At 66.9% G+C, this 23461-nt stretch carries 23 protein-coding genes and 7 pseudogenes; 15 read left to right on the forward strand and 15 right to left on the reverse strand.

Going from position 1 to position 23461, the window contains the following annotated elements:
- Window positions 1-54 precede the first annotated feature (54 nt).
- Window positions 55-636, reverse strand: coding sequence for a hypothetical protein (locus tag E6W36_RS06385; RefSeq protein ID WP_222874107.1), 582 nt, complete (start codon window positions 634-636; stop codon window positions 55-57).
- A 208-nt stretch (window positions 637-844) separates the two neighbouring features.
- Between E6W36_RS06385 and E6W36_RS06390 the strand changes: the two genes are divergently transcribed.
- The 7 genes and pseudogenes from E6W36_RS06390 to E6W36_RS06420 all read left to right on the forward strand — a co-directional run bounded on the left by E6W36_RS06390 (window position 845) and on the right by E6W36_RS06420 (window position 6533).
- On the forward strand, window positions 845-1618 hold the full coding sequence (locus tag E6W36_RS06390; protein WP_222874108.1) for a precorrin-2 dehydrogenase/sirohydrochlorin ferrochelatase family protein: 774 nt from the start codon (window positions 845-847) through the stop codon (window positions 1616-1618).
- A 26-nt stretch (window positions 1619-1644) separates the two neighbouring features.
- Window positions 1645-2208, forward strand: a complete 564-nt coding sequence (locus E6W36_RS06395; protein ID WP_246048197.1) for an SspB family protein — start codon at window positions 1645-1647, stop codon at window positions 2206-2208.
- Window positions 2189-3586, forward strand: coding sequence for a class II fumarate hydratase (fumC, locus tag E6W36_RS06400; RefSeq protein ID WP_222874109.1), 1398 nt, complete (start codon window positions 2189-2191; stop codon window positions 3584-3586). The genes E6W36_RS06395 and fumC overlap by 20 nt, the downstream gene beginning before the upstream one ends.
- A 1-nt stretch (window position 3587) precedes the next feature.
- Window positions 3588-4217 (forward strand): annotated as a pseudogene (gene gmk, locus E6W36_RS06405) (guanylate kinase).
- 211 nt (window positions 4218-4428) lie between these two features.
- Window positions 4429-5745 carry a Do family serine endopeptidase gene (locus E6W36_RS06410; RefSeq protein WP_222874110.1) on the forward strand — a complete coding sequence of 439 codons (1317 nt, stop codon included), beginning with the start codon at window positions 4429-4431 and terminating at the stop codon, window positions 5743-5745.
- Between the two features lie 134 nt (window positions 5746-5879).
- Window positions 5880-6137, forward strand: coding sequence for a type II toxin-antitoxin system RelE/ParE family toxin (locus E6W36_RS06415; RefSeq protein ID WP_222874111.1), 258 nt, complete (start codon window positions 5880-5882; stop codon window positions 6135-6137).
- Between the two features lie 48 nt (window positions 6138-6185).
- Window positions 6186-6533, forward strand: coding sequence for a helix-turn-helix domain-containing protein (locus E6W36_RS06420; RefSeq protein ID WP_246048198.1), 348 nt, complete (start codon window positions 6186-6188; stop codon window positions 6531-6533).
- A 224-nt stretch (window positions 6534-6757) separates the two neighbouring features.
- On the opposite strand, the gene E6W36_RS06425 is transcribed toward E6W36_RS06420, so the two are convergent.
- The 13 genes and pseudogenes from E6W36_RS06425 to E6W36_RS06485 all read right to left on the reverse strand — a co-directional run bounded on the left by E6W36_RS06425 (window position 6758) and on the right by E6W36_RS06485 (window position 18494).
- A complete protein-coding gene (locus tag E6W36_RS06425; RefSeq protein WP_222874112.1) occupies window positions 6758-7369 on the reverse strand; it encodes a TIGR02466 family protein in 612 nt (203 codons plus the stop codon).
- Window positions 7359-8192 carry a diaminopimelate epimerase gene (gene dapF, locus E6W36_RS06430; RefSeq protein ID WP_222874113.1) on the reverse strand — a complete coding sequence of 278 codons (834 nt, stop codon included), beginning with the start codon at window positions 8190-8192 and terminating at the stop codon, window positions 7359-7361. The genes E6W36_RS06425 and dapF overlap by 11 nt, the downstream gene beginning before the upstream one ends.
- Window positions 8193-8232: 40 nt before the next feature.
- On the reverse strand, window positions 8233-9057 hold the full coding sequence (locus E6W36_RS06435; RefSeq protein ID WP_222874114.1) for an isoaspartyl peptidase/L-asparaginase family protein: 825 nt from the start codon (window positions 9055-9057) through the stop codon (window positions 8233-8235).
- A gap of 159 nt (window positions 9058-9216) precedes the next feature.
- Window positions 9217-9707: pseudogene (locus E6W36_RS06440) on the reverse strand (demethoxyubiquinone hydroxylase family protein).
- Window positions 9708-9715: 8 nt separating this feature from the next.
- Window positions 9716-10969, reverse strand: coding sequence for a divergent polysaccharide deacetylase family protein (locus E6W36_RS21870; protein ID WP_342776817.1), 1254 nt, complete (start codon window positions 10967-10969; stop codon window positions 9716-9718).
- An 85-nt stretch (window positions 10970-11054) separates the two neighbouring features.
- Window positions 11055-11462, reverse strand: a complete 408-nt coding sequence (locus tag E6W36_RS06450) for a hypothetical protein (protein ID WP_222874115.1) — start codon at window positions 11460-11462, stop codon at window positions 11055-11057.
- A gap of 12 nt (window positions 11463-11474) precedes the next feature.
- Window positions 11475-12763: pseudogene (locus E6W36_RS06455) on the reverse strand (S41 family peptidase); the annotation flags it as partial.
- A 242-nt stretch (window positions 12764-13005) separates the two neighbouring features.
- Complete coding sequence (locus E6W36_RS06460; RefSeq protein WP_222874116.1) at window positions 13006-13641, reverse strand: hypothetical protein; 636 nt, start codon at window positions 13639-13641, stop codon at window positions 13006-13008.
- Window positions 13642-13654: 13 nt separating this feature from the next.
- Window positions 13655-14062: a hypothetical protein gene (locus E6W36_RS06465; RefSeq protein ID WP_222874117.1), complete on the reverse strand. Its 408-nt coding sequence runs from the start codon at window positions 14060-14062 to the stop codon at window positions 13655-13657.
- A 66-nt stretch (window positions 14063-14128) separates the two neighbouring features.
- A complete protein-coding gene (locus E6W36_RS06470) occupies window positions 14129-14554 on the reverse strand; it encodes a 23S rRNA (pseudouridine(1915)-N(3))-methyltransferase RlmH (protein WP_222874118.1) in 426 nt (141 codons plus the stop codon).
- A gap of 9 nt (window positions 14555-14563) precedes the next feature.
- Window positions 14564-14895: pseudogene (gene rsfS, locus E6W36_RS06475) on the reverse strand (ribosome silencing factor).
- Window positions 14896-15157: 262 nt separating this feature from the next.
- Window positions 15158-15688: pseudogene (locus E6W36_RS06480) on the reverse strand (nicotinate-nucleotide adenylyltransferase); the annotation flags it as partial.
- Between the two features lie 4 nt (window positions 15689-15692).
- Window positions 15693-18494 (reverse strand): annotated as a pseudogene (locus tag E6W36_RS06485) ([protein-PII] uridylyltransferase).
- 742 nt (window positions 18495-19236) lie between these two features.
- Here E6W36_RS06485 and E6W36_RS06490 point away from each other — a divergent pair.
- Genes E6W36_RS06490 through E6W36_RS06515 form a run of 7 tightly spaced genes read left to right on the forward strand, consistent with a single transcriptional unit; the run spans window position 19237 to window position 21931 of the window.
- On the forward strand, window positions 19237-19614 hold the full coding sequence (locus tag E6W36_RS06490) for a hypothetical protein (protein ID WP_222874119.1): 378 nt from the start codon (window positions 19237-19239) through the stop codon (window positions 19612-19614).
- The gene (locus tag E6W36_RS20490) at window positions 19569-19703 is read left to right on the forward strand and encodes a hypothetical protein (protein ID WP_281277476.1); all 135 of its coding nucleotides are present in this window, start codon (window positions 19569-19571) and stop codon (window positions 19701-19703) included. The genes E6W36_RS06490 and E6W36_RS20490 overlap by 46 nt, the downstream gene beginning before the upstream one ends.
- A 20-nt stretch (window positions 19704-19723) precedes the next feature.
- The gene (locus tag E6W36_RS06495) at window positions 19724-20020 is read left to right on the forward strand and encodes an HPr-rel-A system PqqD family peptide chaperone (RefSeq protein WP_222874120.1); all 297 of its coding nucleotides are present in this window, start codon (window positions 19724-19726) and stop codon (window positions 20018-20020) included.
- Window positions 20021-20025: 5 nt separating this feature from the next.
- A complete protein-coding gene (locus E6W36_RS06500) occupies window positions 20026-20676 on the forward strand; it encodes an HprK-related kinase A (RefSeq protein ID WP_222874121.1) in 651 nt (216 codons plus the stop codon).
- A 49-nt stretch (window positions 20677-20725) separates the two neighbouring features.
- The gene (locus E6W36_RS06505; RefSeq protein WP_222874122.1) at window positions 20726-20893 is read left to right on the forward strand and encodes a hypothetical protein; all 168 of its coding nucleotides are present in this window, start codon (window positions 20726-20728) and stop codon (window positions 20891-20893) included.
- Complete coding sequence (locus E6W36_RS06510; RefSeq protein WP_222874123.1) at window positions 20883-21170, forward strand: nucleotidyltransferase family protein; 288 nt, start codon at window positions 20883-20885, stop codon at window positions 21168-21170. Before E6W36_RS06505 ends, E6W36_RS06510 begins: the two co-directional genes overlap by 11 nt.
- Window positions 21110-21931 (forward strand): nucleotidyltransferase family protein, encoded by an 822-nt coding sequence (locus E6W36_RS06515; RefSeq protein WP_222874124.1) that lies wholly within the window; start codon window positions 21110-21112, stop codon window positions 21929-21931. The genes E6W36_RS06510 and E6W36_RS06515 overlap by 61 nt, the downstream gene beginning before the upstream one ends.
- 297 nt (window positions 21932-22228) lie before the next feature.
- Here E6W36_RS06515 and E6W36_RS06520 read toward each other — a convergent pair whose 3' ends face one another.
- Window positions 22229-22711, reverse strand: a complete 483-nt coding sequence (locus E6W36_RS06520) for a peroxiredoxin (protein WP_222874125.1) — start codon at window positions 22709-22711, stop codon at window positions 22229-22231.
- A 175-nt stretch (window positions 22712-22886) separates the two neighbouring features.
- Between E6W36_RS06520 and E6W36_RS06525 the strand changes: the two are divergent.
- Window positions 22887-23441: pseudogene (locus E6W36_RS06525) on the forward strand (YqgE/AlgH family protein).
- The last annotated feature ends 20 nt before the right edge of the window (window positions 23442-23461 follow it).

Raw genomic sequence — 23461 nt, forward strand, 5'->3', positions numbered from 1 at the left:
CTTTCAGACGGACACCCCTAAATGGGAGGATTTATATTCGCGCACAGGTCTCCTCTACCGCCGCACGCGCATGGCCGGCGAGAAGCGCACAATCGTCTCCGGGGCCATGCGACGCTCAACGATGTCCAGTTCGAGATCGTCGACCTTGTCGAGCAGACTGCGCTTGCGGCCTTCCGCCATGCCGGTCGCGCGGATTTCCGACTTCAGCCTCACCAGGTGCGCTTGAATGGCGCCATGCGCGACGTTGGCCAACTCAAGCGCGCCTTGGCGGTCGCGCTTGGCGCGCTGGACGCGCAGCCGGGCGATGATCGAGTCGACAGACATCAGGAAGCGTTTGAACTCGGTGTTGTAGCTGTCGGTTTCGGTCTCGAAGTAGAGATCGCCGACGTTCAGCTCCATGGCGATCGCCGTAATCTCGTTCATGTAGCGGTAGATCGCGTCGTACGAGTCGCTACTGAATTCGCCGTGGATGCTTTCCAGCAGGCGTGTACGAGAAATGCCTTCCAGATGAATGAACGCCTCCGCATCATCCTCCGGTAGATTAAAGAAGTCGCTGTCGCGCAGATAACTCATTTTTCCCCGCATCTTCAGAAAAACGCCTGAAAACGCATGCGTGAGAAGGGCGTGAAACGCCATTATGCAGCCGGAGTCGTGGACAACCCGGCGGTTAACGTTTGTATTGTTCGTTCAGAATGGAACGACTCCCCTGTATCGCTGGCGTTATGCATTTTATTCCCCGATCGATGGACGCTAGTGGCGTAACAATTAATAATCCATTGACGTTGCACGGGCGTCGTCGTCAGTTCGTCGCAACTTGTCAGGTTCTCCGTTGGAATGGGTCCTTATGCGTACTCTGCCTCTGCATATCTCGATTACCGGCAAGCCGGTCGTGCTTATGGGCGTCGGGCCGGCGGCGGACGCCAAGGCGCGGTTGATCGCAGCGGCTGGCGGCACGCCGGTCACGCCGGATGACCTGCGCGCGGCACAGGCCCGGATCGCCTTCGTGGCGCTGGACAACGAAGCGGCGGCGGCGGACGCCGCTGAGCAGCTGCGCACGAGAGGCCTGCTGGTGAATGTCGTCGACAGGCCGGCATTGTGCGATTTCTCGGTACCGGCCATCGTCGATCGCGACACGGTTGTGATTTCGGTCTCGACCGGCGGTGCTTCCGCCTCGCTCGCCAAGGCGCTGCGCGAGCGGTTCGAGACCTGGCTGCCGCCCGGACTGGGCGCGCTTGCGGATGCGATCTTCGCTGCTCGCGCTGCCGTTACCGCAATCCACACGGGCGTGCCCGCGCGTCGACGGTTCTGGGATGCGCTGCTGCGTCCGGGCGGCGCGCTCGATCCGATGGTTCCGCACCAGGAGCCGGAGGCGGCGATCGCACACGCGCTGGCCGGCGCAGCCTCCCCAGCCAAGCACATCGTCCGGATCTTGGCGGACGATCCGGACACGCTGACGCTGGGCCAGTTGCGCCTGCTCCAGCAGGCGGACGTGATTGTGTGCCCGCCGCCCGAGCCGCCAGCGGTGCTGGCTCTTGCGCGCCGCGATGCGCAAATTCGCCGCTGTGAAGTTGACGAAGAGGCCGGGTTGGTGGTTGTCCATCTTCTGGTTGGCGGCTAAACCCGGACGATTGCCCGCAAGAGACGATGCCGCAGGAGAAACGCCGCTTCATGGCCAACGAAGAGACGCCGCCGGAGAGTCTGATCCCGTACGAGGATTTCGTACAGGACGCCTTGCGCGACGTCGTGCGCAAGGTGCTGACCGATGTCGCCATGACCGGCCTGCCGGGCAAGCACCATTTCTTCATCGGCTTTCGCACCGGCTATCCCGGCGTGGTGATGCCGCCTGACCTGCGCGCCCGCTACCCGGACGACATGACCATCGTGCTGCAGAACCGCTATTGGGACCTCAAGGTGGCGGATGACCGTTTCGAGGTCGGCCTGTCGTTCAACCAGGTACCGACGCGGCTGGTCGTGCCGTTCGATGCACTGGTCAGCTTTGTCGATCCGGGCGTGAATTTCGGTCTGCAGTTCCAGCCGCCGGCGTATCAGCCGGACGAGCCGGCGGCCGTCGCCGCACCACCCCGCGAGGAACCGGACCCGCCCGCCCCGACGACAGCGGCGGCGGCGGCGGCAAGGTCGTCTCGCTTGACCGTTTCCGCAAGAAATCCTGACAGAACAAGAGGTCGTCATGTCCGCCACCCGCATTGAAACCGACAGCTTCGGTCCCATCGACGTCGCCGCCGACGTCTACTGGGGCGCGCAGACCCAGCGCTCGATCGGCAATTTCCCGATCGGCGACGAGCGCATGCCGGCCCCGCTGGTCCATGCGCTTGGCATCGTCAAGCTGGCGGCGGCGCGGGTGAACAACCGCTTCGGCCAGCTTGACGCCAAGATCGCCGAGGCCATCGCCGCCGCCGCGCAGGAAGTCATCGACGGCCGCCACGACAACCAGTTCCCGCTGGTGGTCTGGCAGACCGGATCGGGCACCCAGTCGAACATGAACGCCAACGAGGTGATCGCCGGGCGCGCCAACGAGATGCTGGCCGGCGTGCGCGGCGGCAAGTCGCCGGTGCATCCCAACGACCATGTGAACCGCGGGCAGTCGTCCAACGACTCGTTCCCGACCGCCATGCACATCGCCGCCGCCCGCGAGGTGGTCGCGCGGCTGATCCCCGCCTGCCGCCACCTGCATGCGGCGCTGGACGTCAAGGCCAAGGCCTGGGCCGACATCATCAAGCTGGGCCGCACGCACCTGCAGGATGCGACGCCGGTGACGCTGGGCCAGGAATTCTCGGGCTACGCGGCGCAGATCGCCTATGGCATCGAGCGGCTGGAGGCAGCGCTGCCGCGCGTCTACGCGCTGGCGCAGGGCGGCACGGCGGTCGGCACCGGCCTCAACAGCTTCCAGGGCTTCGCGGAAGGCTTCGCCGCCGAGGTTGCGACGATCACCGGGCTGCCGTTCGTCACCGCGCCGAACAAGTTCGAGGCGCTGGCGACCCACGATGCGCTGGTCGAGCTGTCCGGCGTGCTCAACGTGCTGGCGGTCGGCGTCAACAAGATCGCCAACGACATCCGCCTGCTCGGCTCCGGCCCGCGTTCGGGGCTCGGCGAACTGCTGCTGCCGGAGAACGAGCCCGGCTCCTCGATCATGCCAGGCAAGGTCAACCCGACCCAGGCCGAAAGCCTCACGATGGTGGCCGCGCAGGTCATGGGCAACCACGTTGCAGTGACGGTCGCCGGTGCCCAGGGCCATTTCGAACTGAACGTGTTCAAGCCGGTCATCGCCTACAATGTGCTGCAGTCGATCCGCCTGCTCGCCGACGGCATGGTCTCGTTTGCAGACCGCTGCGTCGCCGGCATCGAGCCGAATACCAAGCGCCTCAAGCAGCTGGTCGATCAGAGCCTGATGCTGGTGACGGCGCTGGCACCCGAGATCGGCTACGACAACGCCGCGACAATCGCCAAGCACGCCCACAAGAAGGGCCAGACCCTGCTGGAAGCCGCGCTGGACCTGAAGCTGATCGACGAAGCGCGCTTCCACGAGGTCGTGCGCGCCGAGACGATGCTGGGGCCGGACCCGCTCTGAAATGGCGACGGAGCAGCGGCGCGGGCTGATGTTCGTGCTGTCCTCGCCGTCCGGCGCGGGCAAAAGCACGCTCGCGCGCACTGCTGGCCAGCGATCCGGACATCGCCCTGTCGGTCTCGGCGACCACCCGGCCCATGCGCGCCGGCGAGGTGGACGGCCGGGACTATTATTTCGTCGACCGGGCGCGCTTCGACGCCATGGTGTCGCAAGGCGCGTTCCTCGAGTGGGCCAAGGTGTTCGACAATCGCTACGGCACGCCGCGCGCACCGGTCGAGGCGATGCTGGACCAGGGCCGCGATGTGCTGTTCGACATCGACTGGCAGGGCACCCAGCAGTTGCATCAGGCGCGGCCCGAGGATCTGGTGCGCGTGTTCATCCTGCCGCCGTCGATTGCGGCACTGCATGCCCGGCTGCACAGCCGGGCGCAGGATCGGCAGACGTGATCGCCGGGCGCATGGCGCGCGCGGCCGGCGAGATCAGCCACTGGGCCGAATATGACTATGTGCTGGTGAACGATGATCTTGAAGACTGCTTGTCGCGGCTCAAGATCATTCTGGCGGCGGAGCGCTTGAAGCGCCAGCGCCAGACCGGTTTATCGGAATTCGTCCGCACACTGATGGCAGAGGCATGAAGGAAACTCGCGCAATGATGCGTTTTGCACGCAAGGGAGCCATGGCCATGGTCCGACTGAGCAAAACAGCGCTTCTTCTGCTGGCCGGCTTGTTTGCCGGCGCGGCGCTGGCCCTGCACTATTCCAACGATGCGCCCCGCGCCCAGCAGGCGGGAACGCTGGCAGCGCCGGAGGGCTGGACCGTACCGCCCCGACGAGCAACCAGCAGGTCATGCTGTCCTATGCGCCGGTGGTCGAGCGCGCGTCGCCGGCGGTCGTCAACATCTACACGGCGAAGGTCGTCCGCCAGCGCCGCAACGCGATGCTGAGCGATCCGCTGCTGCAATTCTTCTTCGGCAACCCGAGCGGCCTGTCGCGGGACCGGGTGGAGCGTTCGCTCGGGTCCGGCGTGCTCGTCTCGCCGGACGGGCTGATCGTCACCAACCGCCACGTGGTCGGCGATGCGGACCAGATTCGCGTCGTGCTGGCTGACCGGCGCGAGTTCGAGGCGAAGCTGATCCTCTCGGACGAGCGCTCGGACCTCGCGCTGATCCGCATCAACGCCGGGGCTGAGAAGCTGCCGGTGCTGCCGCTCGGCGACTCCGACCTCGTGAAGGTCGGCGATCTGGTGCTGGCGATCGGCAACCCGTTCGGCGTCGGCCAGACGGTGACGCACGGCATCGTCTCGGCGCTGCGCTCGGGCGGCGAAGGGCCGACCGGCTACCAATATTACATCCAGACCGACGCAGCGATTAACCCCGGCAACTCGGGCGGCGCGCTGGTCGGCATGGACGGCCGCCTGATCGGGCTGAACACCTTCATCTATTCGCAGTCCGGCGGCTCGGTCGGCATCGGGTTCGCGGTGCCGGTCAGTCTCGTGCGCTCGGTGATCGCGGCGGCCGGCACCGGCAAGGTGGTGCGGCCGTGGATCGGGCTGGAGACGCAGGCCATCGATTCGGAGCTGGCCCAAACCCTTGAGCTGCAAAAGCCGATGGGCGTGCTGGTCAACCGCGTGTCCAGCGGGTCACCGGCGGCCAGGGCCGGGCTGGAGGCGGGCGACATCGTGCTGGCGATCAACGACGTGCCGGTCACCGATCCGGAGGCGCTGCGCTTCCAGATCGCGACCCGCCAGCCCGGCCAGAGCCTGCGCCTGCAGGTGATGCACAAGGGCAAGGTCGCCCAGGTCTCGGTCACCGCCGTCGCGCCGCCGGAGACGCCGCCGCGCGACGTCACCGTGCTGGGCGGGCGCACGCCGTTCACAGGCCTCAAGGTCGCCAACCTGTCGCCGGCGCTGGCGCAGGAACTGGCGGTGCCGCAGGAGCGCGGGGTGATCGTGCTCGAGGTGAGCGGGCAGTCCCTGGCCGCGCGCCTCGGCATGGTGCGCCCCGGCGATATTCTGGAGACGGTTGGCGGCACATCCGTCGACACCGTCAAGGAACTGGACCAGGCGGCCAGGGCCTCCGGCGACGGCATTCGCTTCAGCCTGCTGCGCGGCGGCCAGCGCGGCGCCTGCGTCATCCAGCCGCCCAACCAGGCCTACTGCCGGTAGGGCGATTCGAACCCGTCCTTGCGCGGAGGCCGTCAGACCGACGCAGGGTTGGCGGTACACTTCGCGGGCATGGGCATGGCCCGCCTGCCCGACCCACCCCTTGCATTTGTAGTTAAATTTAACTACATTGCGATATGGCTCGAAAGCACTGCGCCACATCTCATGGCGCAAGGGGCGTTGAAGGACTTCAAGGCCTTTCCCCTGCCCGCACAGCAAAAGCCGCGCGGGGGCTGACGCAGATTGCGGAAGGAGACACGCCAGAGATTGCCAAGCCGATGACCGGCCTTGGCGCAGGCGTGTGGGAACTGGCCATCAAGGAGCGCGGGGACGCATTCCGCGTGATCTATGCGCTCCAACTGATCGAAGAGCGGCATCGCCACGCCGAAGCATGAAATCGACGTGGTGAAGGAGCGGATCAAACGCTTGAAGGAGGCGTTGGCATGAGCAACCAAGCGAATAATGGCCGAGAAGAGGACTTCGAACTGGTGCGCGGCTCCGGCAACGTGTTTGCCGATCTGGGCTTGCCCAACGCTGAACTGGAACAGTTCCGCGCCATCCTTGCCGCCGAGATCGGCAAGACGCTGGCCGCCGACAAGCTGACCGTGCGCGCCGCCGAAAAGCTCACCGGCGTTGCCGCCGCCGACTTCTCCCGCATCCGGCAGGCACGGCTCAAGAGCTTCACCATCGACCGCCTGATGACCATCCTCGACCGGCTCAACCGCAAGGTGCAGGTGTCTGTCGCCGTCTATCCGCGCGATCCGGCGGGGGCGAACGCGCTGCATATTTGAGCTTTTCGAGAGGGGCAGGCCGCGCGGTGGCCCACGGACAAAATGCATGACATTCCGGTATTTCGCATATGGTTCAAACATGCTGACCGAGTGGCTGCGGGGCAGATGCCCAAGCGCCGAACCGATTGGCATTGCCATCGCAACCAATCACAAGCTGAGGTTTGGAAAGCGGAGCATCGACAAATCTGGCAAAGCCACGGCGCTCGCGATGACGGTGGCGCGGCTCAGCCCCAGCGGTAGTTGAAGCTGACGCTGATGCGGTCCCCGTCGGCGAGGTTGGGCGGCACCTCGTGGCGCAGCCAGCTCTCCCACAGCAGCAGCTCGCCAGGCTGCGCCGGCATGTCGACGAACGGCTGCTGGTCCTGCGGCGCGCTCTTCCTGCGGGTGGGCGCGGCCATCATGAGCGGCAGGCGCGGGTCCTCCAGGCGCAGGGGCTTTGCTCCGGCCGGCATCGCGACATAATAGGTGCCGCTGATGACCGAATGCGGGTGGATGTGGCCGCTGTGCCCTGCCCCGGTCGGCAGGATGTTGATCCACAGGCTGTCGAGCGCGAGCTTCCGGCCGGCCAGATCGAAGCCCAGGGCTTTGGCGAAGGCGCGCGCATGCGGGTCCAGCGCCTTGGCCAGCCGCTTGAACTCGGGGAAGCGCCAGGGCAGATCATTGAGGGACGCATAGGACGTGTAGCCGAGGTAGGCGTTCTTCTCGCACCAGCGCTGGCCGGCGGCGTCATCCTCGGCGATCGAGCGGCAGGCGGCTTCCAGCGCCGGGTTCCCGGCTGCGTCGAGGCTGGCCCGGTAGACCGGGGTCGCGAACAGGCGGGTCAGCTCAGCCGGCATAGGCGTCAAGGTCGACCTCGCCGGTGAACGCGGTGGCGACCCCGCCGGTCATCAGCAGCCGGTTGTCCGTCGTCCATTCGATGGTGAGCGGCCCGCCGGGCAGATGCACGGTCACGCGCCGGTCGGTCAGGCCGCGGCGGATGGCGGCGGCGGCGGTCGCGCAGGCCCCGGTACCGCAGGCGAGTGTCAGCCCGGCCCCGCGCTCCCACACCCGCAGCAGGATGGTCTGCCGGTCCTGGACCAGCGCCACGTCGACGTTGACCCGCTCGGGGAACAGCGGATCGTGCTCAATCTTGGGGCCAAGCGTGTGCAGGTCGTTGGCGGCGAGGTCGCTGACGAAGAACACGGCGTGCGGGTTGCCGACGTTGACGCCGGCCGGGTTGGCCAGCCCCTCCCAGGCGACCGGCATGGCGAGCGTGTCCATCGGGTAGGCGAGCGGGATTTCGTCCCAGCCGAAGCGCGGCGCGCCCATGTCGACGGTGGCGCTGCTCGCGCCGTCCGGGGTCGCGCTGAGCAGGCCGCCGCGCGTCTCGATGGTGCAGGCGTGGCCGACCAGGGTGGCGACGCAGCGGCTGGCGTTGCCGCAGGCCCCGACTTCGCCGCCGTCCTGGTTGTAGATGCGCATGAACACGTCGGCGCGGTTGGAGGGCTCCATCACGATCAACTGGTCGCAGCCGATGCCGGTCAGCCGGTTGGAGACGCGGCGCACCACATCGTAGTTGAGCCGCAGCGACTGGGTGCGGGCGTCGAAAATCACGAAATCGTTGCCGAGCCCGTGCATCTTGAGGAACGGGCGGCGACCGAGCGGCGGCAGTTTGGCCATGTGTTGATACTCTGGAGGTGGATGCTCTAGGGTGTTGGCGCTACTTCGTGGTCGGCGCATCGTCCTTGAAGATGAAGGTCTGCGGCGGCTGGCCGGCAAGCAGAACGCCGCGATACATGCCGGGCGTGTTGAGGGCGAAGGCGTAGTTGCCCTCCCGGTCGAGCGCGATCAGCCCGCCATCGCCGCCGATCTTCCCGATGTGGGCGATGGTGGCATCCGCTGCCTCCTTGAGGCTCAGCTTGCCGAATTCCATGCGGGCGCACACCGAGCGGGCGGCGGTCGCGCGGATGAAATATTCGCCGGAGCCGGTCGCGGAGACGCCGCAACTGGCGTTGTCGGCATAGGTGCCGGCACCGATGATCGGCGAGTCGCCGACGCGCCCGAACCGCTTGTTGGCAATGCCGCCGGTCGAGGTGCCGGCCGCCAGATTGCCGGCCTGGTCGAGCACCACCACACCGACCGTGCCGTATTTGTCGATCTTGAAGGCGGCCTTCTCGCGCTGGGCCTCCTCAAGCTGCTTCACGCGCTCCGGGGTGACGAAATAGTCGTTCGGCACCAGCTCGAGCTTCTGCTCGGCGGCGAAGGCGTCGGCGCCCGCGCCCTGCATCATGACGTGGCGGCCGTCCGTCATCACGGCGCGCGCAAGGCTGATCGGGTTGCGCACCGTGGTGACGCCGGCGACCGACCCGGCAGCGAGCGTCGCGCCGTCCATGATCGCAGCATCCAGCTCGGCGCGGCCCTCGTGGGTCAGTGCGGCACCCCGCCCGGCGTTGAACAGCGGCGAGTCCTCCAGCGGTCTGAGCGCCGCCTCGACCGCGTCGACCGCCGTGCCGCCGGCCTTCAGCCGCGCTTCGGCCGCAAGCAAGGCCCGCGCAGCGCGTCATGGTAGGCGGCGCGTTTTCGGCCGGGAAATCCTTGGCGTCGAACACGCCGGCGCCGCCATGCAGCACGATCACATAGTCCGGGCGGGCGGCGGCGGGTGCGGTCATGAGCAGGAGGCTCCCGAGGATGGCAAGGACGTGTTTCATAGACGCTCCGACAAGCGGATGGCCAGACGGCATCCGGCGCGGATCATGCCAGACAACAGGGGATACGCAACCGCCTGTTCCGCCCCAAGGTCGAGCGCTGTCGCTTTGTGTTCCAGCTCCTCGGCCTGGAATTGCGCGATCGTCTCGCGCAGCGCCGGCTCTTCGTCTGCAAGCTGCGCAAGTTGCGCAGCGTAATGCCGGTCGATTTCGGTCTCGACCGCAACGGTGCAGGCCATCGCGGCCTTGGGGCCGATCAGTGCGGTGGCAGCCCCAGCGCATAGCCGGCGACATGCCAGAGTGGCTGCAGCAGGGTCGGGCGTACGCGGCGTGCCGGGATCATGGCGTCGAACGCCGCCTTGTGCGCAGCCTCCTGGTCGGCCATGCGCTGGATTTCGACAGCGCAGGGATGCCGGTCGCCCATGACCGCGCGCTGGCCGGCATAGATGCGCACGGCACCATATTCCCCGGCCTGGTCGACCCGGATCATCCGGGCGATCATTTGGTCTGCATGCGCGGGGTTCGGATCAGCCATAAGACACCTGCGGCAGCGAGGAGCGACAACAGCAGGTTGTAGCCCGCCATGGACACGCCGAACAGGGACCATGCGATTTCGTCGCAGCGGATAGCGGGCGTGGCGATCAACTGCTTCAGCATGTCCGCGGTCGACCCGGCAACGCCTTCGGCCGAGCAGGCGGTCGGGCCTTCCCACCATTTCTGCTCCACGCCGACATGCATCAGGCCGATGCCGGCCGTCGTCAGCAACGCCAGTGCTGCAAGCAGGGTGAGGGCGCGGCTTGCCTGTTCGTGGCGCGTGCCGGCGGCGAGCGCCGCCAGCCCGAGCCCGATCGCGGCGGCATGCGGGTAGCGCTGCCAGAGGCACATCTCGCAGGGGAACAGGCCGCCGACAAACTGGAACGCCAGCGCGCCGCCGAGCAGCAGCGTCGAGGCGGCGACAGCCAGAGCAGGGGCAAGGGCCGGGCGGTTTGTCCTCACCGCGCCGCCACCGTGCGCTGCTGGGCGTGTCGTGCAATGATGCTCGGCGGCACGAGATTGATCCCTTCGGCCTCGAAGCCGGCGATCAGTGCCTGCACGGTCTTCACCGCACGCGGGAGGCTTCGACGAAGACGGTGGCGTAACCACGCTGGCGCGACTGCGTGGACAGCACCGCGATATCCGCGACCGAAGGCGTCGACTCGATGTAGCGGTCGTTGACGGCGACCGGCATGCCAAGGGTCTGACCCAGATCCGGGACACGGTGTCGACGGCGGCGCGGGCGTCGAGGAACATCAGGTCGCCGGCCTTGAGCTGGCGCAGGACGCCGGTCATCACCGCTTCGTCGCGGGTGACGGCGGACCCCATGATGTTGTAGGCGCCGACAGCGCCGGGTGCCTGCGCCAGCGCCCACGCCAGGTTGGCGGCGTTCTGTTCGGTGCTGGCGTCCAGCTTGATCGTGTGCGGACCGGGGTCGTTGCGCGGATAGCTGAGCGGCTGCATCGGCACGCCGGCCCAGACCTCGTGCCCCTTGCCGCGCGCCGCCGTCGCGAGCTCGCGGCTTGCCTTGCCAAGCGGCGCGATGCCAATGGCTACGGTACTCGGCAGGGTCTCGACGATCGCCTTCGCCAGCGCCGGATTGCCGCCGACCTCCGTCACCACGATCGCCGCCCAGGGCCGCGGCGGCGCGCCTGCGGGCGCGATGTCCTGCAGCGCCGCAAGCTGCTGCTGTGTCAGGCTGGACTGGCGCTCCGGCACAAGTTGCAGCGGCTTGTCTTCGCCCTTGGGGCGGCATCAGCGGGCGTCTCCAGCCTGGCGCGCGGGGATGTCCCGCTTTGCTCCATCAGCGGATCGGGGTTTTGCCGGCGGCTGCCCGCGCGGCGGCCGCCGCGCGGCGCTTCTGCTCCGCGGGCATCCCGACGTCTTCGCCGCTTTCCGCCAGGCCCTGTTCCCGGGCGGCGACCGCCATTTCCTGGTCGCGCTTCCAGTTTTTCATCATCGGCAGCAGCACGCGCGAGAAGGCGCCGGCCAGCGCGCTCAACAGCAGGACGGCGACGCCGGCCATCATGACCATGTGCAGGACGCTGACCCGCCCGCGCCGGCGCCCGCCGCGCGTCTCGGCAAGGCGGGCAGCGCTGCTGGCGCGGATGATCCGCGCCGTCGCTTCCCAGTCAGTCGCAGCGGCAGGACGGGGCGGCCCGCTATCGGTCGCACCCTGCCCGGTCTGGATGTCTTCGCCTGTGTCGGTCATGCGGCCTCTTTGCTACCGGGCCGCAGATGCCACCTTCGCCGGAGCCTTTTCAAGACGCTTCAGAACCTTGATGGCGTAATCCAACTGGAAGTCGTCGATTTTCAGCTTCTTCAGCGCATCCGCGGTGGCGTTGAAGCGGGGATCCGGCTTGTCGTCGACCTCTTCGGTCCGGCTTGCGCCGCTGCTGTTGTTGATGAGGTGGTTGCGCAGATCCGCCTCACGCAGGCGCGGCCGGTTGTTGAGGTCCGGGTCCGAGAGCTGCGGCACCAGGATGTCCGGCTGGACGCCGAGTTCCTGAACCGACCGGCCGGAAGGCGTATAATAGCGTGCCGTGGTCAGGCGCAGCGCTGTGTCCTCGGACAGGGGATCAGGGTCTGCACCGACCCCTTGCCGAAGGTGCGCTGACCGAGCACGAGTGCGCGCCGGTGGTCCTGCAGGGCGCCGGCGACGATTTCCGACGCGGACGCGCTCGATTCGTCGACCAGAACGATGATCGGTTTGCCGTTGGTCTGGTCGCCGGGGCGCGCGTAATAGCGCTGGATGTCGTCCTTGCGCCGGCCGCGCTGCGACACGATCTCGCCGCGCTCGAGAAACACGTCGCTGACCTCGATCGCCTGATCGAGCAGACCGCCCGGATTGCGGCGCAGGTCGAGCACGTAGCCGGTCACGCGCTTGTCGCCGATCTTCTGTTGCAGATCGGCGACCGCCGCACGTGTCGACGCGCCAACGTTCTTGTTGAACTGCGACACCCGGATGTAGCCGACAGTGCCTGCTTTCACCTCGCTCTTGACCCGGTTGAGGGTGATGATCTCCCGCACCAGCACGACGTCCCGGGTCTTGTCCTCGCCCTCGCGCGCGATGGTCAGGGTGATCGACGTCTTCGGCGGCCCTTTCATCTTGGCGATGGCGTCCTGCAGGCTGAGGCCGAAAATCGGCTCCTTGTTGATCTGGGTGATGTAATCGCCAGCCTTGATGCCAGCGCGCGACGCCGGGGTGTCGTCGATGGGCGAGATCACCTTGACCACGCCGTTTTCCTGGGTCACCTCGATACCCAGACCGCCATACTCGCCGTCGGTCTGCTGGCGCATCTGCTCGAAATCGCGCGCATCGAGAAAGCTCGAATGCGGGTCAAGCGACGTCAGCATGCCGTTGATCGCGCCTTCCAGCAGTTTCTTGTCGTCCACCTTCTCGACATATTCGGCGCGCACGCGCTCGAAGACGTCCATCAGCTGATCGAGCTGCCGATAAGTCTCCGCATCGTTCGCCGCCGCCTGCGCCGCCGGGGTCGCGAAGGCAAGGGCCGGCCATCGCCAGCATCGAGGTGATTCGGAGAAGTCGCTGCGTGCTTCGCATCATAAGTTCCGCCTTGTTGTCTGCATTATGCCCCACATTAGGGGCCATGCGCCACCAAACAATTACCAGCTCTAACCGCTTCGGGCCTGTGCCGTCCTCGTCTTGGAGCGGCGCAGCCAGGCCGAGGGGTCGACTGGCTGCCCGTTCTGCCGCACCTCCAGATAGAGTTCGGGCGACGCATCTCCAGGCATCACCCCACCGGTTCGCCGGCCCGAACCTGCGCGCCGACTGCGGCGTCGATACGGGCGAATCCGGCCAGCAGACTATGATAACCGCTGCTATGCGCGACAATCAGCAAAAGCCCGTAGCCCCTGAATTCGCCCGCAAAAGCACACGGCCGGACGCAGCCGCCGTCACCTGCGCGCCGGGGCGCGTGACGATGGTGACGCCGCGCGCCGTCACGCCGGCCTCCGTGTGCGCGCCGAACGCGGTTGCGATCCGGCCGGCAGCCGGCATGGAAAAATTCGGCGCGGCCAGCGGCGCTCTGCCAGGGCCGGCACCCTGTCCGTTTTGCTTCATCCGGCTGCACGGCGGGTTGTTCGCGGCGGCGGCCGAGGTCGGATGGCCGGAAGCGGTGCCCGGGCAAGGATGCCAGATGCTCGCTGCGCACGTTCGCGGTCTCAAGCTTTAGCAGAAGATCCTGCAGGTTGGCGGTTTCGCGCGCGAGGTCTGCCAGCCGCTGCGACGTCTGGGCGTTCGCCAGACTCACCTGCCGGCGCGCGCGCTCTCGCTCCTGCCGTAGCTGCTCGATGGCGGTGCGGCTGCGCTCAAGGTCGGCTAGCTCGTCGTGGTAACGCGCCCGTTCCGCCACCTGTTGATCGCGCACGCGGCGCAGTTCCTCAGCCTTGCTTCGCAGATCGCCCGCGCGCGCGCAGCTCCGCGATCATGGCCTGCATCATGCCGACCGCGCGCGCCGTCTCGAGCGCGCTTTGCGGACGCACCAGCACCAGCGCCGGCGGGCGGCGCGACAGGCGCTGAAAGGCGGCGAGCAGGTTCGCGATCTCCATCCGGCGGCTGTCGAGATCGGCGATTGCCTGCGCCTGCAGGCGGTCGAGCCGCGCAAGGGAGGCCTCCAGCGCGGACAGCCGGCGTTCGTGCGACTGAATGGCGCGCGCCAGGGCGACCATCTGCGCGGTCGTGACCTCAAGCTGCCGGTCGAGCGCCTCCGCCTGCGCGGTCAGCGTATCCTGCTGCGCGCGCGCGTCGCGGGTTTTTGTCGAGCGCGCGGACCTGCTCGCGCGCAGCAAGGGTGCTGTCCTGCGCGGCGGCAGGCATGGCGGTGCTCAAGACCAGCAGGCAGAGGCAGGCGCGTTTCATCCGGCGCGATGATAGGGATGCCCGGCGAGAATGGCGAGCGCGCGATAGAGCTGTTCGGCCAGCATGGCGCGCACCATCATGTGCGGCCAGGTCATCGGCCCGAACGACAGCAGGAAGTCGGCCTCGGCGCGCACGGCGTCATCGTGCCCGTCCGCGCCGCCGATCAGCAGCCGCGTCTCGCGGACGCCGCCGTCGCGCCATTGGCCGAGCAGTGCGGAAAAGGCGATGCTGTCGAGGGTCTTGCCGCGCTCGTCGAGCACGAGGGTGCGGTGCGGGGCAAGGGGCGTAGGCCATTTCGGCGCCCGCCCGTCCGGCGATTCGGTGATGCGGACCGGCCAGGCGATGCGCGCCAGATAACGGTCGACGAGGTCCGCCTCGGGACAACGGCCGATCTTGCCGACCGCCAGAATGTGCAGGAGCATGCCGCGCTGTCAGCTGGCGTGGGCCGCCGGCACCTCGATCGACCACATCTTCTCCAGCCCGTAAAGCTGCGCACTTCCGGCCGGAACAGATGCACGATGGCGTCGCCGGCGTCGATGAGCACCCAGTCCGCGGTCTGGAGCCCCTCGATCCGCACGTTGACGCCGAGGTCGCGCTTCAGCCGCTCGGCGAGGTGCTGGGCCATGGCCGCCACCTGCCGGGTCGAGCGGCCGCTGGCGATCACCATATAGTCGGCGATGGTCGACTTGCCGGCGAGCGGGATGGAGACAATCTCTTCGGCCTTGTCGTCGTCGAGCGATTGCAGAATGGCCGTATGGAGCAGACGACTGTCCGGGTCGGACGCGCCGCCGACTGGCGTCGGGGCGGGGTGGCGCTGCTTGGGGCAGCCTGGGAAACGGGCAAGCCGATAGTCTCCTGTAAGGCGGCGCTGCGCTCCATGGGACGCAGGGCCGCGGGTTGTCCGGCCGGGCCGCTGAACGCCGCCGCCCAATCCGGTTCGCGCTGGCGAATAGCCGTCGCCGACGCGCTGTGCAGGGGTGATCCAGCAGCACCAGCGCCGGCAAAGACCAGTCCGGCCAGCCCCTGGCGGTTGCCTGGCGGTGCATGAAGCGCCGCAACCGGGACAGGGCTGGAGCCGTCCAGCGGTGCTCATGATAACCCGGACGGGCGAAAACGGCAATCGGCACCATGCGTAGGATGTCGGCCCAGCGATCCCAGCGATGGAATCCCAGCAGGTTGTCCTCACCCATCAGCCAGATGAACTGCGTGTTTGGGTGCAGCCGCTTCAGCGCCTGCAGGGTGTCCGCAGTGTAGGCGGTCTGCAGGTCGGTCTCGATCGTGGTCGGTACGATCCGGGGATGGCGCTCGGCGGCACGCGCTGCCGCCAGCCGGGCATCGATGGGTGCCATGCCGGCACGGGCCTTGAGCGGGTTCTGCGGCGAGACCAGCCACCACACCGCATCCAGCCCCAGCCGTGCCAGCGCCTGTACGCTGATGTGGACATGCCCGGCGTGCGCCGGATTGAACGAGCCGCCGAGCAGGCCGACCCGCCGCCCGCGCCAGCGCGGAGCGTTGCGGACGAGAATCGCCTGGGCCGCCGGATCGATGCCGTGCAAGGCGTCAGGCCACTTCAGTCATGGAGTCGAGGTAGGTCGAAAGCGGCTCTGCCTCGTCCTCGGTGCCAGTCTCGCCCTTGAGGGCGGCGAGCGAACGGCGTTCCAGGCTGCGCAGGCGGTTGGCGTTGACGATCTTCTCGTTGGTGAGGTCCGTGATGTAGAACACGTCGATCGCCCGCTCGCCGTAGGTCGCGACATGGGCGGAGTGAACGGTCACCTTGGCCTGATACAGCGCATAGGTCAGCGCGAACAGCAGGGCCGGGCGGTCGGCGGCGTTCACCTCGACGACGGTGAAGCGATTGGACGCCTTGTTGTCGATCAGCACGCGCGGCTCGACCTTGAACACGCTGGCCCGGGGCGCACCGGCAGTTTGCCGGCCAGCCGGTCGTGCAGCTTGATGCGGCCCGCAATCGACTGCTTGATCGTTTCGCGCAGGCGCTCCAGCCGCTCCGGCTCATCGAACAGTTCCCCGGTCGGGCACTGGATCACCACATTGTCGAGCGCCATGCCCTGCCGGGTGGTGTGAATGCGCGCGCCGACGATATTGGCGCCCGCCAGTGAAATCGCTCCCGCCAGCCGGAAGAACAGCCCCGGATGATCGGCGGCATAGACCGATATCAAGGTGGCACCGGAGTCCATGTCGATCACCGTCGCGACCGAGAGCGCCTGGCCGGTCATCTCCGCGATGCGCATTTGCTCCGCGTTGAGATACAGCACGTCCTGCGGTTCGGCGACCCAGTAGGCGTCGAAGAACTGGTTGCAGTGGCGTTCGAAGTCCTCCTGCGGCCAGCCGAGCTGTTCGCCCATGCGCTGCTGCTTGACCTCGATCCGCTCCCGGCGGCCGCGCGCGGCATGGCCAAGCAGCAGGACTTCCTCGGTCGTCTCGTAAAGCTGGCGCAGCAGCTGCCCCTTCCAGCCGTTCCAGGTACCAGGCCCGACCGCGCGAATATCGACGACGGTCAGGATCAGCAGCAGTTTCAGCCGTTCCGGGCTCTGCACTTCCGTCGCAAAGTCGAGCACGGTCTTGAAATCGGACAGGTCGCGCTTGAACGCGGTCGCCGACATCAGCAGGTGGTGGCGAACCAGCCAGGCCACCGTCTCCGTCTCCTCCGGCGTCAAGCCCAGGCGCGGACAGAGCTTTTCGGCGACTTCGGCACCGAGGATCGAATGGTCGCCGCGACGGCCCTTGGCGATGTCGTGCAGCAGCACCGCGACATAGAGCACACGGCGCGAGTGGATTTTCGGCATCAGTTCGCTCGAAAGCGGGTGGTCGCCCGTCAGTTCGCCCTTCTCGATGCGCGACAGCAGCCCGATGGCGCGGATCGTATGCTCGTCCACCGTGTAGTGGTGATACATGTCATACTGCATCTGCGCGACCACGCGGCCGAAGTCCGGCACGAAGCGCCCGAATACGCCGGCCTCGTTCATCAGCCGCAGAGTCGACTCCGGCGCGGGGCGATGTCAGCACGTCGAGAAACACCGCGTTCGCCGCCGGATCGTCGCGCAAGGCAGCAGTGATGCACCCGGCGTCCTGGTTGGCCTGGCGCATGGTGGTGGGATGGATTTCCAGGCCGTGGCGGTCGGCGATCTGGAACAGCTTCAGCAGGCGCCGCGGGTCCTGGCGGAAATAATCCGCCTGCGGGATCGCCAGCCGGTTCGACTGCAGCACGAAGCCTTCGAGGTTGCGCGGCCGGCGCTTGAGACTCGGGAGCTTGATCAGCGGCTTCTTGCGGCTGGTGTCCTGGATGTGGGCCAGGAACACCGCGGTCAGGTCGCCGACCTGCTTGGCGGTCCAGAAATAATGTTTCATGAACCGCTCGACAGCGGCCACGCCGACCCGGTCGCGGTACTGCAGCCGCTCGGCCAGTTCGCGCTGCACGTCGAAGGTCAGCCGCTCCTCCGGCCGGTTGGTCAGTGCATGCAGGTGGCAGCGCAGCGCCCAGAGGAACCCTTCGGCCCGCTGGAACAGGCGCAGCTCGGATGGCGTGAACAGCCCGACCCGCACCAGATCGGCGACATCGTCGACCCGGTGTATGAACTTTCCGATCCAGAACAGGGTGTGCAGATCGCGCAGGCCGCCGATCCCTTCCTTGAGGTTCGGCTCCACGACGTAGCGGCTGTCGCCCATGCGCTTGTGCCGGGCGTCGCGCTCGGCCAGCTTGTCCGCGATGAACTGGTGCTCCCGGCCTGTCACTACCTGGTCGTAATAGGCGCGCGCCGCCTGCTTGTAGAGGTCGACGTCGCCGGCCAGGTAGCGCCCCTCAAGCACGGCAGTCGCGATCGTCAGGTCCTCGCGGCAGGCGGCGACCATCTCGTCGACCGAGCGGCTGGAATGGCCGACCTTCAGGCGCAGGTCCCACAGGGAATAGAGCACGGTCTCGATCACCTGTTCGCACCAGGCCGTCTGTTTGAACGGCGTGAGGAACATGATGTCGACGTCGGAGTGCAGCGCCATCTCGCCACGCCCGAAGCCGCCGACCGAAAGCAGGGTCAGCCGCTCGCCTTGGGTCCGGCTGGCGGTGGGGTAGAGCTTGGTGGTTGCAGCGTCGAACAGCAGCCGCACCACCTGCTCCATGAGGAAGGCGTAGCCGCCGCCCAGTTGGCGGCCATGCTGCCGGCCGTGGCTCAGGCGCTCCGCCATGACGGCGCGGCCAGCGGCCAGCGCCTCGCGCAGGACGGCGACGGTCGCCGCCCGCGCCGCCCCTGTGTCGTCAGCGTCGGCGATCGCGCGGGCGATCCGGTCGCCGACGGCGCGCCGGTCGATGATGGCACGCCGCTGCGGCACATGCGCGAACAGATCCTTCATGGGCCGCACCATAGAGCCTGATCGGGATGGATAGAAGCATGATTGCTTCAACCGATGGTGTGAATGGGACTCAATCCGAAACGATCATGGTCTGGCGCAGTCTCTGCAAACGCCATATCGCAAGTCACGCGCAGGCAGGACTCGCCGATTCGACTCACGCTGTGACACGCCATTAAATGACACGAGTTTTGCACATATATTACCAACGAGAGAAATATGAATAAATCCTAGAGCGGTGCTAGGTAGTGGGTCATTTTGAATAGACCGCGCGTGGTGAGCTTGGACAGAACCACGAGCCGCTCAACCCTTCGTCCAGCTCAGGGTAAGCGGCAAAGTTTCAAAATGACCCACTACCCGGCACCAGGCAATAAAATGGCGGCGCCGGCAATGCTACAGAATGGCTGTAAACTGGAGGGCAACCTGCTATGGGGACGGCGGCGCGCGTGACACGGTGAATCTCCCGGCCGTAGCAGTTGGCCTTCGGCCAGCGAGCGCAATGTGAGGGACATGGGAGTCCTCACCGCGCGCCACAGCCGTCGCCTTGTTTCTGTCGGCAGGCTTTACAAACAGGCCCGGCCGCCCAGGTGAGCAAGGCGTAAAACCTGTGTCATCAATTTGTTAGAATATTGGTATAAAAGTTGCTGTTGGTAAGCAGGTTGTGGCACATACGGGGTGCGGTTGCACCGTGGTCCCGCCCTGATGTAGACAGGGGCTGCAACCGAGGGAACAAGGTGCATCAACGATGACGGATCACGCGGACAAGTCGCAGAACACGCAGGCGCAGGATGCTGCGGCATCGCCCTCGCGTCGGCAGCTTCTGCGCTTCGGCGTTGCTGCTGCGCCGCTGGTTTTGACCGTGCGCGCCGCGCACGCGACGCAGGTCGTCAATTCCGTCTCCAACTGCTTCGTGCCGGTGCCGCAGATCGTTGATGGGGCCGGCAACCCGAAATACCTCCCCGGTCAGGTGCGCAAGAATCCGTCGTTCAATGTCAAAGCCAATGGCGGTCCTTACAACCCGCCATCGCCCCTCCCGGCGGCGCAACCAACGGCTACTATGGCCAGCAGGTTCTGCAGATGGCGAACAACGGCGGCCGCCCGGCCAACCAGAGCGCGCACCTGAACTACATCGCCCGGTTTTCCTCGCCGGGTAAGGGGCAATCCTGCGTCACCTCGATCAACTTCGACCAGTCGCAGCGCTTCGGCATCTGAGCTCCGGCCGTCGGTTGCAGATGGCGGAACCCGTCTATCATCATCCGCCCGAACCTGACCGTTTCCTGCGCCGCGAGGCCGATGGCCTCACCGTCCTGTTCGACCGTGTTTCCGGCGAGACCCATATCCTGGCGCCAGAAGCCATCGCGCTGCTCGATTGCCTGCGCGACAGCCCGGCAGACGCCCGGACAGCCCTGGAGCGCCTGCAGGCGCACTACGAGATGGAAACCGCAGACGACCTGCTGGAGGGCATAGCCCGGCAGCTGGAGGCGCTGTACGATCTGGGGCTGGCGAACAAACCTCCCGGGCGCTTCTGAAAGAGATGAGCATAGCACTCCAGATCGGGCCGCTGGCGTTTCAGGTGACCCTGCCCAGCCACGCCATCGCGCGGGAGGCCGCCGCGCTCTACCAGGATTACCCGAAGCCTGATTTTGCCGGCTTCGCCGACTGCCGCCTCGCCGTACGCTACACGCACAGCTGGCGCGGCTGGCTGGGCCAGCAGATCACGGTGGAAAGCGACGCCCCGATCCCCTTCACGCCGCTGCCGGCGCATCTGGCGATCGTCGCGGCGGAAATGGGGATGAACTATCACATCGCCATGGGCCTGAACCGCTTGCTGCTGCTGCATGCATCCGGTGTCGCGCGCGACGGCGCGGCCATCCTGTTCTCTGCCGACTCAGGGTCGGGCAAGAGCACGCTGGCCGCGGCACTGGCGCTGGACGGCTGGCGGCTGCTCAGCGACGAATTCGGGCTTGTCGAACCCGGCGGCGATACGGTCTGGCCCTGCCCGCGCCCGGTCTCGCTGAAGAACCGCTCGATCGACCTGCTGCAGACCCTGGCGCCGGCCGACCGTTTCACCCGGCGTTACCCCGGTACGCCCAAGGGCACGCTATGCTACATGCGCCCGCCTGTGGATGCGATCACCGGCATGCGGCAGCCGGCGCGCGCGCGCCATCGTCTTCCCGCAATATGATCCGGGTGCGGAGCCGACGCTGGAACGCCTGACCGCCTCGGAATGCTTTGTGCGCCTTTCCGCGTCCTCGACCAACGCCACGGTTCTGGGCGAGGCGGCTTTCGAGTCGCTGTGGGCGCTGAGCCACAAGCCGGTGTTCGCCATCGCCTACCCGGATCTTGCGAGCGCGCGCGCTCTCGTCGACCGGGTGTGGCGGGAGAGTGCCGATGCGGGTTGACGGGCGGCTTCTGCTCGCGGGCCTCGCGACGCCGGCACGGTTGCGCGATCTGAGCGGCACGGCCTGGGCCGCCATGCTTGGCCTTGCCCGGCGCGAACGGGTTCTGGGCATCCTCGCGCAGCGGGTCATCGGCGGCGGGCATATAGTGCCGCACCCGGTCCGGCTGGCCCTGGAGGACGCCCTGACGGTGGTCGCGCATCGCCATCGGGAGGCGGATTGGCAGGCGCGCCGCGTCGCCCGGGATCTGGCGGGACTGGAGCGCCGGTCCTGCTGCTGAAAGGCACGGCCTATCTGCTGGGCGGGCTCGATGCCGCGCAGGGGCGCGATCCCGGCGACCTCGACATCCTGACGCCGCGCGCCGCGCTCGATGCCGTGGAGCAGCGGCTGCTCGCTGCGGGATGGCGCTTCGCCAAGACCGACGCCTACGACCAGCATTATTACCGCGCCTGGATGCACGAGCTGCCGCCCATGAGCCACGCCGTGCGCGGCGGCGAGCTGGACGTCCATCACACCTGGCTGCCGCCGGTCAGTGGTGCGCGGATCGACATCGAGGCCGTGGTCGCGGACAGCCGCGAGGGCCTCTATGGCTATCGCCTGCCCTGCCTCGAGGATCTGATCCTCCACAGCGCAGCGCACCTGTTCGCAGACGGCGCGATGGAAGCGCTGGTGCGCGGACTCTGGGACTTGGACCGGCTGCTGCGTGCGCTCCCGTCCGATGATGCCGCGAGCCGGGCGCGGCTGGAGCGCCGCGCCGAGCGCCATCGCCTGCAGCGTCCGCTCGCACGCGCGCTGCGGGCCTGCGCGAAGTACCTCGGCACGCCGTGCCTGGCTCCCGTTGCAGGCGACCCGCTTGCGGCACTAGTCGAGGCACGGCTGACGTCGGCCGGACAGCGCGGCTTGAATGCCCGCGCGACGCAGACGGCGCTGCTGGCCCGCGCGCATCTGATCAAGATGCCGGTGCCGCTGCTGGTGCGCCACAGCATCATCAAGGGATGGCACACCCTGCGCCACCCGGAAACCCAGAGTCTGGTCGGTTGAGGTTAGAGCGATTTCCAATCGGATGGAGTCATCCGATGGTTAAGAAATCGCGGTAAAACAAAAGTATAGAGCGGCGATCTGATTCTATCAGATCAAAACCGCTCTAACAAGCCGCTGAAAAACTGGTTTCTCAGACTCCAACCCTATGGCCGTCACCCCGGCGAAGGCCGGGGTCCATGGCTAACGCCTTGTATTCATTGTGTATATATGCGCACATGGATTCCGGCCGGAGTTTATCCCCGTTAGGGGCCGGAATGACGAAGCGGGGCTGTATCTCCGCGACTTTTCAACAGACTGCTACAGGCTGGCGAGCACATGGTCCGCGGACGACACGCGGAACTCGCCCGGCTGCTCGATGTGCAACTGCGTGACAGTCCCGTCCTTGGCGACGAGTGCGAAGCGCTGGCTGCGCAGGCCCATGCCGAACTTGGTGGCGTCCAGCTCCAGGCCGAGGCGCTTGGTGAAATCGGCGTTGCCGTCGGCAACGAGGACCACCTTGTCGTCCACGTGCTGGTCCTTGCCCCAGGCGTTCATCACGAACACGTCGTTGACCGACATGCACACGATCGAGTCGACACCCTTGTCCTTGATGGCATCGGCCATCTGCACGAAGCCCGGCAGGTGCTTGGCCGAGCAGGTCGGCGTGAAGGCGCCCGGCAGAGCGAACATCACGACGGTCTTGCCACTGAACAGTTCTTCAGTCGTGATCGGGCTTGGCGCGCCATCAACCATGCGCATCAGGGTCGCGGCGGGAATCTTGTCACCAACTGCAATCGTCATGGGTATACCTTTCTGGACAGGGACAGCTGTCGCGCCAGGGGAAAGCGCGCTGCGAGATGCTTTAACCGGTTCGCTTCCGAGCGTCGAGGGGCGAGCGGGCAGGAACGGTTTTCCCGGTCGATCAGACCAATGCGGGCTTGCGCCGACCGCGCCAACCCAGCATTTTAGCACCATGATCGATTACCCCTCGCTCAGCGGCCAGCTTCTGCTCGCGATGCCCGGCATCGGCGATGGCCGCTTCGAACGCAGCGTGATCTACATGTGCCAGCACTCCGCCGAAGGGGCGATGGGCCTCATCGTCAACAAGCGGTTTCAATCGCTCAAACTGCCCGACCTCATGTCGCAACTCGATATTCGCATGACGACGCCCCGGGGAGGATGTGCTCGCCGGTGGCCCCGTCGAGCCCGGGCGCGGGTTCGTGCTGCACTCGACCGACTATCGCGCGCCAGGCACGTTGGTCGTCTCGGAGACCCTCGGCCTGACCCACACGGTCGATATTCTGCGTGCGATCGCCGAGGCGCCGGGCCGCACGACTCGCTCATCGCGCTTGGCTATTCCGGCTGGGCGCCGGGCCAGCTGGAGCGCGAACTGGGCCAGCATGGCTGGTTGACCGCGCCCGCCACGCCGGATGTGCTGTTTCACATGCCGCTTGAGGAGCGCTGGGCGGCGGCCGTCGCATCGATCGGCATCGATCCGCGCCTGATGACGGCGGAAACCGGCAATGCCTGAAACATTCTTCGCTAAAAATG

The sequence above is a fragment of the Hankyongella ginsenosidimutans genome (assembly GCF_005144965.1).
GTDB classification, from domain to species: Bacteria; Pseudomonadota; Alphaproteobacteria; order Sphingomonadales; family Sphingomonadaceae; genus Hankyongella; species Hankyongella ginsenosidimutans.

Excerpts from the sequence above, each read along its gene's own strand:
- E6W36_RS06490 (WP_222874119.1), top strand. The coding sequence starts at position 19,237 with ATGACGGATCACGCGGACAAGTCGCAGAACACGCAGGCGCAGGATGCT.
- fumC (WP_222874109.1), top strand. The coding sequence starts at position 2,189 with ATGTCCGCCACCCGCATTGAAACCGACAGCTTCGGTCCCATCGACGTC.
- E6W36_RS06420 (WP_246048198.1), top strand. The coding sequence starts at position 6,186 with ATGAGCAACCAAGCGAATAATGGCCGAGAAGAGGACTTCGAACTGGTG.
- E6W36_RS06495 (WP_222874120.1), top strand. The coding sequence starts at position 19,724 with ATGGCGGAACCCGTCTATCATCATCCGCCCGAACCTGACCGTTTCCTG.
- E6W36_RS06510 (WP_222874123.1), top strand. The coding sequence starts at position 20,883 with ATGCGGGTTGACGGGCGGCTTCTGCTCGCGGGCCTCGCGACGCCGGCA.
- E6W36_RS06425 (WP_222874112.1), bottom strand. The coding sequence starts at position 7,369 with ATGCCGGCTGAGCTGACCCGCCTGTTCGCGACCCCGGTCTACCGGGCC.
- E6W36_RS06470 (WP_222874118.1), bottom strand. The coding sequence starts at position 14,554 with ATGCTCCTGCACATTCTGGCGGTCGGCAAGATCGGCCGTTGTCCCGAG.
- E6W36_RS06385 (WP_222874107.1), bottom strand. The coding sequence starts at position 636 with ATGGCGTTTCACGCCCTTCTCACGCATGCGTTTTCAGGCGTTTTTCTG.
- E6W36_RS06395 (WP_246048197.1), top strand. The coding sequence starts at position 1,645 with ATGCCGCAGGAGAAACGCCGCTTCATGGCCAACGAAGAGACGCCGCCG.
- E6W36_RS06500 (WP_222874121.1), top strand. The coding sequence starts at position 20,026 with ATGAGCATAGCACTCCAGATCGGGCCGCTGGCGTTTCAGGTGACCCTG.
- E6W36_RS20490 (WP_281277476.1), top strand. The coding sequence starts at position 19,569 with ATGGCGAACAACGGCGGCCGCCCGGCCAACCAGAGCGCGCACCTGAAC.
- E6W36_RS06390 (WP_222874108.1), top strand. The coding sequence starts at position 845 with ATGCGTACTCTGCCTCTGCATATCTCGATTACCGGCAAGCCGGTCGTG.
- E6W36_RS06410 (WP_222874110.1), top strand. The coding sequence starts at position 4,429 with ATGCTGTCCTATGCGCCGGTGGTCGAGCGCGCGTCGCCGGCGGTCGTC.
- E6W36_RS06415 (WP_222874111.1), top strand. The coding sequence starts at position 5,880 with ATGGCTCGAAAGCACTGCGCCACATCTCATGGCGCAAGGGGCGTTGAA.
- E6W36_RS06450 (WP_222874115.1), bottom strand. The coding sequence starts at position 11,462 with ATGACCGACACAGGCGAAGACATCCAGACCGGGCAGGGTGCGACCGAT.
- E6W36_RS06520 (WP_222874125.1), bottom strand. The coding sequence starts at position 22,711 with ATGACGATTGCAGTTGGTGACAAGATTCCCGCCGCGACCCTGATGCGC.
- dapF (WP_222874113.1), bottom strand. The coding sequence starts at position 8,192 with ATGGCCAAACTGCCGCCGCTCGGTCGCCGCCCGTTCCTCAAGATGCAC.